9 protein-coding genes, 1 tRNA gene and 2 pseudogenes are annotated in these 12784 nt (G+C 63.5%); 9 read left to right on the forward strand and 3 right to left on the reverse strand.

Features of this window, described 5'->3' with window-relative positions; genetic code table 11:
* The first annotated feature begins 2 nt into the window (after nt 1-2).
* The gene (rfbA, locus tag H5J25_RS18265) at nt 3-878 is read left to right on the forward strand and encodes a glucose-1-phosphate thymidylyltransferase RfbA (protein WP_202093537.1); all 876 of its coding nucleotides are present in this window, start codon (nt 3-5) and stop codon (nt 876-878) included.
* 297 nt (nt 879-1175) lie between these two features.
* On the opposite strand, the gene H5J25_RS18270 is transcribed toward rfbA, so the two are convergent.
* Nucleotides 1176-1262, reverse strand: a tRNA-Leu gene (locus H5J25_RS18270).
* 103 nt (nt 1263-1365) lie between these two features.
* Here H5J25_RS18270 and H5J25_RS18275 point away from each other — a divergent pair.
* The 8 genes and pseudogenes from H5J25_RS18275 to H5J25_RS18310 all read left to right on the forward strand — a co-directional run bounded on the left by H5J25_RS18275 (nt 1366) and on the right by H5J25_RS18310 (nt 11245).
* Nucleotides 1366-2301, forward strand: coding sequence for a complex I NDUFA9 subunit family protein (locus tag H5J25_RS18275; protein WP_202093538.1), 936 nt, complete (start codon nt 1366-1368; stop codon nt 2299-2301).
* A gap of 98 nt (nt 2302-2399) precedes the next feature.
* A complete protein-coding gene (locus H5J25_RS18280) occupies nt 2400-3197 on the forward strand; it encodes an undecaprenyl-diphosphate phosphatase (protein WP_202096487.1) in 798 nt (265 codons plus the stop codon).
* A gap of 160 nt (nt 3198-3357) precedes the next feature.
* Nucleotides 3358-4812, forward strand: a complete 1455-nt coding sequence (locus tag H5J25_RS18285) for an NAD(P)-dependent oxidoreductase (RefSeq protein WP_225883229.1) — start codon at nt 3358-3360, stop codon at nt 4810-4812.
* Complete coding sequence (locus H5J25_RS18290; RefSeq protein ID WP_202093539.1) at nt 4809-5105, forward strand: nucleotidyltransferase domain-containing protein; 297 nt, start codon at nt 4809-4811, stop codon at nt 5103-5105. The genes H5J25_RS18285 and H5J25_RS18290 overlap by 4 nt, the downstream gene beginning before the upstream one ends.
* The gene (locus tag H5J25_RS18295) at nt 5102-5593 is read left to right on the forward strand and encodes a hypothetical protein (RefSeq protein ID WP_202093541.1); all 492 of its coding nucleotides are present in this window, start codon (nt 5102-5104) and stop codon (nt 5591-5593) included. The genes H5J25_RS18290 and H5J25_RS18295 overlap by 4 nt, the downstream gene beginning before the upstream one ends.
* Nucleotides 5586-10131, forward strand: a pseudogene (gene gltB / locus H5J25_RS18300) (glutamate synthase large subunit). The gene H5J25_RS18295 and the pseudogene gltB overlap by 8 nt, the downstream one beginning before the upstream one ends.
* A gap of 57 nt (nt 10132-10188) precedes the next feature.
* On the forward strand, nt 10189-10860 hold the full coding sequence (locus H5J25_RS18305; RefSeq protein ID WP_202093543.1) for a glutathione S-transferase family protein: 672 nt from the start codon (nt 10189-10191) through the stop codon (nt 10858-10860).
* Between the two features lie 13 nt (nt 10861-10873).
* Nucleotides 10874-11245 carry a tRNA-binding protein gene (locus H5J25_RS18310; RefSeq protein WP_202093545.1) on the forward strand — a complete coding sequence of 124 codons (372 nt, stop codon included), beginning with the start codon at nt 10874-10876 and terminating at the stop codon, nt 11243-11245.
* A 327-nt stretch (nt 11246-11572) separates the two neighbouring features.
* On the opposite strand, the gene H5J25_RS18315 is transcribed toward H5J25_RS18310, so the two are convergent.
* Both H5J25_RS18315 and H5J25_RS18320 read right to left on the reverse strand, forming a co-directional pair.
* A complete protein-coding gene (locus H5J25_RS18315; protein ID WP_202093547.1) occupies nt 11573-12124 on the reverse strand; it encodes an RcnB family protein in 552 nt (183 codons plus the stop codon).
* 134 nt (nt 12125-12258) lie between these two features.
* A pseudogene (locus H5J25_RS18320) lies at nt 12259-12745 on the reverse strand (outer membrane protein assembly factor BamE).
* Between the last annotated feature and the right edge of the window lie 39 nt (nt 12746-12784).

The following is a 12784-nucleotide window of genomic DNA, read 5'->3' on the forward strand; positions in this document are numbered from 1 at the left end:
TCATGAAGGGCATCATCCTCGCCGGCGGCAGCGGTACGCGGCTTCATCCCATGACGTTGGCGACGTCCAAGCAGCTCATGCCGGTCTATGACAAGCCGATGATCTATTATCCGCTGTCCACGCTGATGCTCGCCGGGATCCGCGAAGTGCTGCTCATCTCGACGCCGCGCGACGTGCCCTCGTTCCAGTCGCTGCTCGGCGATGGATCGCAATGGGGCATGAACATCGAATATGCCGTGCAGCCTAATCCCGACGGGCTGGCACAGGCCTATATTATTGGTGCGGACTTCGTCGACGGGAATGCATCCGCGCTGATCCTTGGCGACAATATCTATTATGGGCATGGCATGACCGAACTCTGCGCCACCGCAATGGCGCGCCCCAACGGTGCGTCGGTCTTCGCCTATCACGTCCACGATCCGGAACGGTATGGCGTAGTCGAGTTCGATGAGAACATGCGCGCACTGTCGATCGAGGAGAAGCCTGCGGTGGCGCGTTCGAACTGGGCGGTCACCGGCCTGTATTTCTACGATTCGCAAGTGGTGGACATTGCCGCAGACCTGAAGCCGTCGGCACGCGGCGAGCTAGAGATTACCGACGTCAACCGGATCTACCTCGAACGCGGCGAATTGTCGGTCAACATCATGGGCCGGGGCTTTGCGTGGCTCGACACTGGCACTGCGGACAGCCTGCTCGAAGCTGCCGAGTTCGTCCGCACGATCGAAAAGCGTCAGGGTTTTAAGGTCGCCTGCCCGGAAGAAATTGCCTTCGCGCAAGGATTCATCGACGAAGCGCAACTGAACAAGGCGATTGCCGCGCTCGGCAAGTCCGAATATGCAACGTCGATCCGCCGCATGCTGGAACGCGCCGGGCGCTGACGTCGTTGACCGGCATATGGCGCACAAACGCGTGAAAGAAATGCGACCGACGCGTTGGCCTCATGGATGGGCGGTCGTCGCCCCTTAGCTTTTCGAAGGCCCGTCAGCGCTCAGCTCAACGTATTGATCCGCTCAGATCGGGAACAATTACCGTTCGGGTTCCCAATATCCTTGCACCGGATTATACCGCTTCAACGCGTAGTTCGAGCCTGTATAGATGCTGTTCCTCATAGCCGGGGGCATGCTCAACATGGCGCCCGCCGCCCAGCTGCACACGGATCACCGCGAACAGGAAAATGGTGCCCAGAAGAGGACTCGAACCTCCACGCCCTTGCGAGCGCCAGCACCTGAAGCTGGTGCGTCTACCAATTCCGCCATCTGGGCACGGGGTAGGGGGCGGCCTTTAGGGGTGGGGGGGATGGCCTTGTCAACACGCTGTCTGCTGGGGCAAGGGGATTGGCACAATTAATCGAGACAGGCTGTGGCGATGAAGGACATGCTGGTAACGCTGATCGGGGGCGGCGGGTTCGTCGGGCGCTATGTCGCCCAGGAGCTGCTGAAAACCGGGGCGCGGGTACGGATCGCGCAACGTGATCCGAAGTCGGCCTTCTTTTTGAAGACCCAGGGCGCGCTCGGCCAGATGCAATATGCGGCAGTAGACGTAACGAAGCCGGAATCGATCGCGCGGGCGGTGCGCGGATCGGACGCAGTGGTGAACCTCGTTGGTGTACTGTCGGGGAATTTCCAGCGGATACAGGCCGAGGGCGCGGAGAACGTCGCCAAGGCTGCAGCTGCTGCCAGCGTAGCGGCGCTCGTGCACGTCTCCGCGATCGGCGCGGATGCCGAATCCGACTCGGCTTACGGTCGGTCGAAGGGCGAAGGCGAAGCGGCGGTGCGGGCGGCGTTTCCGTCGGCGACGATTCTGCGGCCATCGATCGTGTTTGGGCGGGAAGACCAGTTCGTGAACCGTTTCGCGGCGATGGTCGCGGCGTTTCCGGTGGTGCCGGTGTTGCGGTCGGGGGCGAAGTTTCAGCCGGTTTATGTTGCGGATGTTGCCGAAGGTGCCGCGCAGGCGGCTTTGCAGCCGGGGCGGTTCGGGGGTGCGACCTATGAGTTGGGCGGGCCGGACGTGGTGTCGATGGGCGAGCTTATCCGGTGGATCGCCAATGCGATCGGGCGGGATCCTTCGATCATCGAGCTGCCCGATTTCGCCGGTGCAGCACTGTCCAATCTGGGCTTCCTGCCCGGTGCGCCGATCACGCGCGACCAGTGGAAGATGCTCCAGAAGGACAATATCGTGACCGGAACGAACGGTTTGGAGGCGTTTGGCATCACGCCGACGCCGATGGCGAGCGTGGCGCACGCATGGCTGGTGCGGTATCGCCGCGAGGGCCGGTTCGGGACGCTCGGCCAGATCACCTGAGCCAGATCACCTGAGCCTGTCCGGCCAGAAGATGCCGGCAGGGACATGCAGGCGGCCGGACGAACGGTCGCCCCGATAGGGGAAGTTTCGTGGACCTGATGATCATCGTCCTGCTCGGCATCGTCGAGGGGGTGACCGAATTCCTGCCCGTCTCGTCGACCGGCCATCTGATCCTGGCGGGCGCGCTGCTGGGCTTGCCGAGCGCGGATGCGACGTTCGACATCGTCATCCAGCTGGGTGCGATCCTGGCGGTCATCGTGCTGTTCTGGGGGCGGTTCATGAAGGTCGGCCGTGGATTGCTGGCGCGCGATCCCGCCGCGATCCGCTTCACGCGCAACGTCCTCCTGGGGTTCCTGCCATCGGCTGTCGTGGGCGCGGTGGCGTACAAGGCGATCAAGGCGGTGCTGGAGGCGCCCACGATCGGCCCGGTCGTGGTCGCGGTGGCGCTGATCGTCGGCGGCGTTCTGATCCTGATCATCGAGCGTCTGTCCAAGACGGTGAAGACGCGGTCGGTGGAGGACATGCCGTGGCGGACCGCACTGACGATCGGCGTCGTACAGTGCCTGGCGATGATACCGGGCGTAAGCCGGTCGGGCGCGACGATCATGGGGGCGCTGACACTGGGCGTCGATCGCGAGACGGCGGCTGAATACAGTTTCTTCCTCGCCATACCGACGATGATGGGCGCGACCGCGCTGGCGTTGTTCAAGGGTCGCCACGAACTCGGCGATGCGCATCTGACGGCGATCGCGATCGGGTTTGTCGTGTCGTTCCTGGTCGCTTTGGTCGTGATTCGGTGGTTCGTCGGATTCGTCGGCAAACACGGCTTCGGACCATTTGCGTGGTATCGTATAGTCGCGGGGACCGTAGCACTCATCGCCCTATCGCTAGGATAAGTCCGTATCGGCCCTATAATGGGATAGTTGTTCAAGCGAGAAATAGCTTGTTTCAGCTGCTTAACTTTATTAGGACAACACTACTTACCTAAAAGCCGTTTCGGTCGTGACACGCGGTAAAATTTGAAATATTAGATCCTCGACAATGCGAGCGAGACCGATGACCGAAACCATGCTGAAATTCGTGGAAAAGCCACAGGCATTCCCCGGCAAGCGCGCTCCGGAACTGCGCGCGGAGGATTTTCGAGAGATCGCCGATCGCTATGCGACGCCGACTGCGGAGGATCAGGCCGGGCGCTGTTCGCAGTGCGGCGTGCCCTATTGTTCGGTCCACTGCCCGTTGCACAATCACATTCCGGACTGGTTGCGGCTGACCGCCGAGGGGCGGCTGCGCGAGGCGTATGAGCTGAGCAATTCGACATCGACCATGCCCGAAATCTGCGGCCGAATCTGCCCGCAGGACCGGTTGTGCGAAGGCAATTGCGTGATCGAATTCTCAGGTCACGGCGCGGTGACGATCGGATCGGTCGAGAAGTTCATCACCGACACGGCATGGGAAGAGGGCTGGGTCGAGCCGCTGGCCGCCGGACCGTCGCGCGGCCAATCGGTCGGCGTGGTCGGTGCAGGACCTGCGGGTCTGGCGGCGGCGGAATATCTGCGCGGCTATGGCTATGAGGTGCACGTCTATGATCGGTACGACCGGGCGGGCGGGCTGCTGACCTACGGCATCCCCGGGTTCAAGCTGGAAAAGCATGTCGTGATGCGGCGGGTCGAGCGGCTGAAACAGGGCGGCATCGTGTTCCACGAAGGGTTCGAGGTCGGCCGCGACGGGACTTTGGACGAATTGCGCCAGCGCCACGACGGCGTGCTGATCGCGACCGGCGTGTACAAGCCGCGGGCGATCAAGGCGCCCGGCGTCGGGCATCGCGGCGTCGTGGATGCGCTCGATTTCCTCACCGCATCCAACCGCAAGGGCTTCGGCGACGCCGTGCCCGCGTTCGACGACGGATCGCTGAATGCCGAGGGCAAGCACGTCGTCGTGATCGGCGGCGGCGATACAGCGATGGATTGCGTGCGGACGTCGATCCGCCAGGGTGCGGCGAGCGTGAAATGCCTGTACCGCCGCGACCGTGCGAACATGCCGGGATCGCAGCGCGAAGTCGCCAATGCCGAGGAAGAAGGCGTCGAATTCGTCTGGCTCTCCGCGCCCGGGGCCTTTGCGGCGGCGGACGCGGCGGAGTCCGCCGTGACCAGCGTGAAGGCCAGCCGCATGCGGCTGGGCGCGCCCGACGCAAGCGGACGGCGCGCGCCCGAGATCGACCCGGCGGGCGGCTTCGACGTGCCGGCCGATCTGGTCATCAAGGCGCTGGGTTTCGATGCCGAGGACCTGCCGACGATGTTCGGCGCACCCGAACTGGGCGTCACCCGCTGGGGCACGTTGCTGGTCGGCAAGACGCTGATGACGTCGCTGGACGGCGTGTTCGCTGCCGGAGACATCGTGCGCGGCGCGTCGCTGGTGGTATGGGCGATCCGCGACGGACGCGACGTGTCGGCCGCTATGCACAAGTATCTGAAGGCGAAGGCGAAGGCGGCGGCGGCGAAGGTGGCGGCGTGAGGCTGCGGACACAGGAAGTTCAAGCCATAAAGGCGTCGGTAGCCGAAGCGTTTGGTCCGTCGGCAATCGTACGCCTTTTTGGTAGTCGGATCGACGATACGCTGCGTGGTGGTGATATCGATCTTCATCTCGAAGTGGACGACGGCAGCCAAGACTATCGCAAAGCTGCCGCCTTTCGATGGCGTTTGTTCGATCGCATCGACGAACAAAAAGTCGATCTAGTTTTTCGAGTACGAGGCCGACCGCTGCGTCCAATCGATGAAATTGCCTATGAAGAAGGCATTGTCCTATGAATCGAGATGCACTCCGTCTCGCAGCCGCTGTCGATGTAACGTCAAGAGCAACCGAGCGTCTTAAGTCCTCGATTGTTGATGATCGGATCCTTATTGCGAGAGCGATTGCTGATCCGAATGTTGAGCAGGACAAAGAACTATTACGGGCACTCGACGCGTTCGTTCAACGCTTCCAACAAGTGCACGAACACATGACACACCGCCTGTATCCGGCGTTCTATCGAGTTGCCACCGCTGGTGACCGGCCACCGGCCTTGCGAGATCTTTTCGTTTGGCTGGAGCGTTTCAAGTTCTTCGACAGCGGGCTCGTCTGGGTAGAACGCACCGAACTCCGAAACCGGCTTATCCACGAATATCCGTTGGACGCTGCCGATCGTATCCTCGACCTACAAGCCGCAGTCGAACTGTCCTCAGCGATGATGGCCGAGTTCGATCGCGTGATCACCCACATAGCCGACCGCAATATTCTGGAGAACGGCAATGCTTGATTTCGACCGTCTTTCTGAAGAACGCGAACGCCTTGCCGCCCACGGCATGTACCGCCCCGAATTCGAGGGCGACGCCTGCGGTGTGGGTCTCGTCGCAGCAACCGACGGTAGCCCCTCGCGCCGTGTGGTGCAGTCGGCGATCGATGCGTTGAAGGCGGTGTGGCACCGGGGTGCGGTGGATGCGGACGGCAAGACGGGCGACGGCGCGGGCCTGCATGTCGACCTGCCGCTGAAATTCTTCGACGATGCGGTCGCCGCGTCGGGGCACAAGGCGATGCCGAACCGGCTGGCCGTTGGCATGATCTTCCTGCCGCGCACCGATCTGGGCGCGCAGGAGCATTGCCGGACGATCGTCGAGAGCGCGATCATCGAGGAAGGCTATACCATCTATGGCTGGCGGCAGGTGCCGGTCGACGTATCGGTGATCGGCCAGAAGGCGCAGGCGACGCGTCCCGAGATCGAGCAGATCATGATCGCGGGTCCGCTGCCCGACGAGCAGTCCGCCGCGGAGTTCGAGAAGAACCTGTATCTCGTCCGCCGCCGGATCGAGAAGCGCGTGATCGCGGCACAGATTCAGGGTTTCTATATCTGTTCGCTGAGCTGCCGGTCGATCATCTACAAGGGGCTGTTCCTCGCGGAATCGCTGTCCGTCTTCTATCCGGATCTGCAGGATCAGCGCTTCGAGAGCCGCGTCGCGATCTTCCACCAGCGCTATTCGACCAACACCTTCCCGCAATGGTGGCTGGCGCAGCCGTTCCGCTGCCTTGCGCATAATGGCGAGATCAACACGATCCGCGGCAACAAGAACTGGATGCTGAGCCACGAGATCAAGATGGCCAGCCTGGCATTCGGCGAGCATTCCGAGGACATCAAGCCGGTGATCCCGGCGGGCGCGTCCGACACCGCCGCGCTGGACGCGACGTTCGAGGCGATCTGCCGCTCGGGGCGCGATGCGCCGACCGCCAAGCTGATGCTGGTGCCCGAGGCATGGGGTCCGAAGGGCGAAATGCCGCGCGCGCACCTGGATATGTACAAGTACCTCGCATCGGTGATGGAGCCGTGGGACGGCCCGGCGGCGCTGGCGATGACGGATGGCCGCTGGGCGGTGGCGGGGATGGACCGCAACGCATTGCGTCCCTTACGCTATACGCTGACGGGCGACGGGCTGCTGATCGTCGGATCGGAAAGCGGGATGGTCGTGGTGCCGGAATCGACGATCGTCGAGAAGGGGCGGCTGGGGCCGGGCCAGATGATCGCGGTCGATCTGGAGGAAGGCCGGCTGTTCAAGGACGCCGAGATCAAGGACAAGATTGCAGGCGAGGCGGATTATGCCGCGATGATCGGCAAGTTCCTGTCGATCGACGACCTGAAGACGCCCGAGGGCGATACCGTCACGCGCTATAGCCGGGCCGACCTGACGCGGCGGCAGATCGCCGCCGGGCAGACGCTGGAGGATATGGAGCTGATCCTGTCGCCGATGGTCGAGGGGGCGAAGGAAGCGATCGGATCGATGGGCGACGATACGCCGCTCGCCGTCGTGTCCGACAAGCCGCGGCTGATCAGCCAGTTCTTCCGGCAGAATTTCAGCCAGGTGACCAATCCGCCGATCGATCCGTTGCGCGAACGGCATGTCATGTCGCTCAAGACGCGATTCGGCAATTTGGCGAACATCCTGGATACGGGGGCGCGGCAGAACGGCGTGCTGGTGCTGGAAAGCCCGGTGCTGACCGGGGCCGACTGGGCGCGGCTGAAGGGGTTCTTCGGCAATCAGGTGGCCGAGATCGACTGTACGTTCGAAACAGGCGGCACGCCCGAGACGCTGCGCGGTGCGATCGCGCGGATCCGCAGCGAGGCGGAGCAGGCGGTGCGCGAGGGGAAGAGCGAGCTGTTCCTGACCGATGTGAATATCGGGCCGGACCGGGTCGGGATCGCCGGCGTGCTGGCGGCGGCGGCGGTGCACACGCATCTCGTCCGCAAGGGGCTGCGCTCCTATGCGAGCATCAACATCCAGACCGCGGAATGCCTCGACACGCATTATTATGCCGTGCTGATCGGCGTGGGCGCGACGACGGTGCACGCGTATCTGACCGAGGCGTCGATCGCGGACCGGCACGGGCGCGGGCTGTTCGGTGATCTGACGCTGGAGCAGTGCCTGGAGCGGCACCGGACGGCGATCAACGAGGGCCTGTTGAAGATCATGTCGAAGATGGGGATCGCGGTGATCTCCTCCTATCGCGGCGGGTATAATTTCGAGGCGGTGGGGCTGTCCCGTGCGCTGGTGAACGATTTCTTCCCCGGCATGCCCGCGAAGATTTCGGGCGAAGGCTATGCGTCTTTGTTCGTCAACGCGACGGACCGGCACGAGGCGGCGTATGATGCGCCAAATTTAGGGGGGGGGCGTCACGCATCTGCCGATCGGCGGCTTCTATCGCCAGCGGCATACCGGTGAGACGCATGCCTATTCGGCGCAACTGATGCACCTGTTGCAGAGCGCGGTCGCGACGGACAGCTATTCGACGTACCTGCAATTCTCGCGCGGGGTGGAGGCGTTGCCGCCGGTCTATCTGCGCGATCTGCTGCAGTTCAATTTCCCCGACGAGGGCGTGCCGGTCGATCAGGTCGAGGCGATCACGGAGATCCGCAAGCGTTTCGTGACGCCGGGCATGTCGCTGGGCGCGCTGTCGCCCGAGGCGCACGAGACGCTGGCGATCGCGATGAACCGGATCGGCGCGAAGGCGGTGTCGGGCGAGGGCGGCGAGGACAAGGCGCGCTACACGCCCTATGCCAACGGCGACAATGCCAATTCCGGCGTGAAGCAGATCGCGTCCGGGCGGTTCGGCGTGACGGCGGAATATCTGGGCGCGTGCGAGGAGATCGAGGTCAAGGTCGCGCAGGGTGCCAAGCCCGGCGAGGGCGGGCAGTTGCCAGGGTTCAAGGTGACCGAGTTCATCGCGAAGTTGCGCCACGCAACTCCGGGCGTGACGTTGATCTCGCCGCCGCCGCATCACGACATCTATTCGATCGAGGATCTGGCGCAGCTGATCTACGACCTGAAGCAGATCAATCCGCGTGCGCGGGTGTGCGTGAAACTGGTTTCGTCAGCCGGGATCGGCACGGTCGCGGCGGGCGTGGCGAAGGCGCATGCGGACGTGATCCTGGTCGCCGGGCATGTCGGCGGTACGGGGGCCAGCCCGCAGACGAGCATCAAATATGCCGGCACGCCGTGGGAAATGGGGCTGTCTGAGGTCAACCAGACGCTGACACTGAACGGCCTGCGCGGGCGGATCAAGCTGCGCACCGATGGCGGGCTGAAGACCGGGCGCGACATCGTCATCGCCGCGATCCTGGGCGCGGAGGAGTTCGGCATCGGGACGCTGAGCCTCGTCGCGATGGGCTGCATCATGGTGCGGCAATGCCATTCGAACACCTGTCCGGTCGGCGTGTGCACGCAGAACGAGGCGCTTCGGCAGAAATTCACCGGAAATCCGGAGAAGGTCATCAACCTGATGACGTTCATCGCGGAGGAAGTGCGCGACATCCTGGCGCGACTGGGGTTCAAGAGCCTGGACGAAGTGATCGGGCGGACCGAATTGCTGCGGCAGGTGAGCCGCGGGGCGGAACATCTTGACGATCTGGATCTCAATCCGATCCTCGCCAAGGTGGATGCGCCGGACGACCAGCGCCGGTTCAGCCTGACGACGTGGCGGAACGAGGTGCCCGACAGCCTGGACGCGCAGATGATCCGCGATGCGGCGGCGGTGTTCAGCCGGGGCGAGAAGATGCAGCTGACATACAGCGTGCGCAACACGCACCGCGCGGTCGGCACGCGGCTGTCGGCGGAGATCACCGCGAAGTTCGGCATGTCGACACTGGCGGACGGGCACGTCCATGTCCGGTTGCGCGGCAGTGCGGGCCAGTCGCTGGGCGCGTTCCTGTGCAAGGGCGTGACGCTGGAAGTGTTCGGCGATTCGAACGATTATGTCGGCAAGGGCCTGTCGGGCGGCAAGATCGTCGTGCGGCCGATGGTCAGTTCCACGCTGGCGAGCCAGGACAATACGATCATCGGCAACACCGTCCTGTATGGCGCGACGTCGGGCAGCCTGCTTGCGGCGGGTCAAGCGGGCGAGCGGTTCGCAGTGCGCAATTCGGGCGCGACGGTGGTGGTCGAGGGCTGCGGCGCGAACGGGTGCGAATATATGACCGGCGGCGTGGCGGTCGTGCTGGGCAGCGTCGGCGCGAACTTCGGCGCTGGGATGACCGGCGGGATGGCGTTCGTCTACGATGCGGACGACAGTTTCGAACGCCGCGCCAACCCGGAGAACATCACCTGGAACCGGCTGTCATCGATGCATTGGGAATCGGTGCTGTTGAATCTGGTCCGCGCGCATCATGCGGCGACGGACAGCAAATGGTCGGGCGCATTGCTCGACGATTGGGGCCGTGCAGTGGAGCGTTTCTGGCAGGTCGTGCCGAAGGAAATGCTCGGCCGGCTGGCGCATCCGATCGACGACAGCCTCGAGGTGATCGCCGCGGAATAAGCCCGGCCGCGCGCGTTTCGCCTTCCTTCACATGCCCGCCGGGCCTAAACGGCGGGCATGTGGCAACTTCATCAATTCGCTCTGTGTCCCTTTTCACGCAAGGTCCGGCTCCTGCTGGGGGAGAAGGGCGTGGGATACGAACTCAAGCGCGAATCCCCGTGGGAACGCCGCGACGAATTCCTCGACATGAACCCCGCCGGGCAAGTGCCGGTGATGACGGATGAACCGCGCAAGATCCTGCTGATGGATTCGATGGCGATCTGCGAATATCTGGAAGAGACGGTCGACAAGGCCGCGATGATCAACGGCACCGCGACGAACCGTGCGGAGATCCGCCGGCTGGTGTCGTGGTTCGACACGCACTTCTTCCAGGACGTCACCGCGCCATTGCTGCACGAACGTATGGTGAAGCGGCTGGTGACGAAGGAGTCGCCCGATTCGAAAGCGTTGCGCGAGGCGATGAAGGGCGCGGTCCGGCATCTGGATTATACCGATTACCTGCTGGGCCATCACAACTGGATCGCCGGCACGACGATGAGCCTGGCGGATCTGGCGGCGGCGGCGCAGATATCGGTGACGGATTATCTCGGCGGCATCGACTGGAAGAATCACGAGGAAACCGCGCGCTGGTATGCCGGGATGAAGAGCCGCCCGAGCTTCCGCCCGTTATTGTCGGAACGGATGGAAGGCATCTCCCCGCCGGCGCATTATGATGACGTGAACTTCTGATCCGGGAGGCCGCATGCACGTTAGCCACGACGCGACCGCAGGACCCGCCGAGCAGATCGGCTTCGACGATTTCCTGAAGGTCGACATCCGCGTCGGGACGATCGTCGAGGCGTTGCCCTTTCCCGAAGCGCGGAAACCGGCGTTCAGGCTGCTGATCGATTTCGGACCCGTGATCGGGATCAAACGATCCTCCGCACAGATTACCGAGCATTATACGCTGGAAGACCTGCTCGGGCGGCAGGTGGCGGCGGTGGTAAATTTCCCCCCGCGTCAGATCGGCAAGGTGATGTCGGAGGTTCTGACTTTGGGGTTTCCGGATGCCGAGGGGAAGGTCGTGCTGGTGGTGCCGAGCGCGGGCGTGCCTAATGGCGGGCGGTTGTTTTAGGGTTTGGGTGACATAGTCCATATCCACCGTTCGCCCTGAGCTTGTCGAAGGGCGGGTGTGGCAGGACAGGTGCTTCGACAGGCTCAGCACGAACGGTGGTGGGTGATGCATCGTGTGGGGGTATCGGCTGTCGGAAGCGTTACGGGGCGTTGGTATGTCCTGACCTCCGTTCGTTTCGAGCGAAGTCGAGAAACCTTGGTTAGCGCGTGGGGCCTGTTTCTCGACTTCGCTCGAAACGAACGGGAGGAGGGTGGCACGGGCGCTGGCCCCCTCACGCGAAAAGGCCCGGGCGGATCGCTCCGCCCGGGCCAGGTGTCTACCGGGAGCTTACCAGTAGAAGTTGCGGATCACGTCGATCACGAAACCGCGGCGGGTATCGACCAGCAATACGTCGTTGTAATGACGCACCCAGCGCTGGTTGAAGCCCGGGTTGGGCAGGCGATAGCGCCACGGATCGTTGATGAAGTAGCGCGATCCGTAATAGGTCGGGGCGATCCGTACGCCGCTGCGGAAGACGTTGTAGCGGAACGGTGCGTTCCAGTTGCCGCGGGCATAGATGTTGCGGTTCTGGTCGCGATAGCCGCGCCAGTCGTTGCGGCCCCAGTTGCGGCGATCGTCGCGCCGGTTGTCGCGCCAATCGTTTCGGCGGTCGCGTACGTCCTCGCGCAATTCCCGGCGGGCATCGCGGACGTCGCGGCGTTCGTTGCGGATATCGCTGCGGTCGCCGCGGCGATAGGCGTCGTTCAACTGGCGCTGTTCCTGCCGCACATCGCGCCGGTCGCGGCGGATTTCGCCGTTTGACTGGGCGTTGGCGACGGTCGGCGCGACGACGGGGAACGCCGTTGCGGCGATCAGCGCGGTGAGGATCAATTTACGCATCTTGGCATCTCCATTCTGTCCGGCGGCAGATCGGGGGAACCGCCGTCGTCCTGCTATATGGAGGCCGCCCGCTGAATGGAGCGGGAACGCGTTCGTCAGCAAATTGTAAGGGAAAGAGGAAGGTACTGCGACGGTTACGGCGTGTCGCGATCCCCGCCGCCGCCACCCGGTGCGCCGATCGCGCCGACCGTGCCGATATTGCCGAACAGTTCGTCGAAGAAGCCGCGCTTGCGACCCAAAGTCGGCGTGGTCTTGCCGTACGGGCTGACGGAGGCGATCTGTTCGACGCCGCCCTTTGCGACACCCGTCACGACGCCCTGCGGGTTGAACGAGATGCGCAGCGTCAGCTGCTCCTTAGCCTTCGGGTTGTTGTACGCGAAGTTCCGGGAATCGCGGGAGATGTAATACCAGTCGCCCTGATTGAACTGGCTGGTGAAGGTCGGCTTGCCCAACGTCTGGAGCACCGAGGCGCGGTTATCGACCCCCGGCTGCACCGAATTCACCAGATCGGCATCGACGATATAGCCCTGATGCGACCGCAAGGGGGGTGCAGGCACCGGCGGCGATGGTCGCAAGCCCGAGGGCGGCGATCGTCATCAGCCGGGTTTTCGTGACGGTCATCGAACTATCTCCAAGAGCCGGCGGCAAGAGTATACGTTG

It is taken from the genome of Sphingomonas aliaeris, assembly GCF_016743815.1.
Lineage (GTDB): Bacteria > Pseudomonadota > Alphaproteobacteria > Sphingomonadales > Sphingomonadaceae > Sphingomonas > Sphingomonas aliaeris.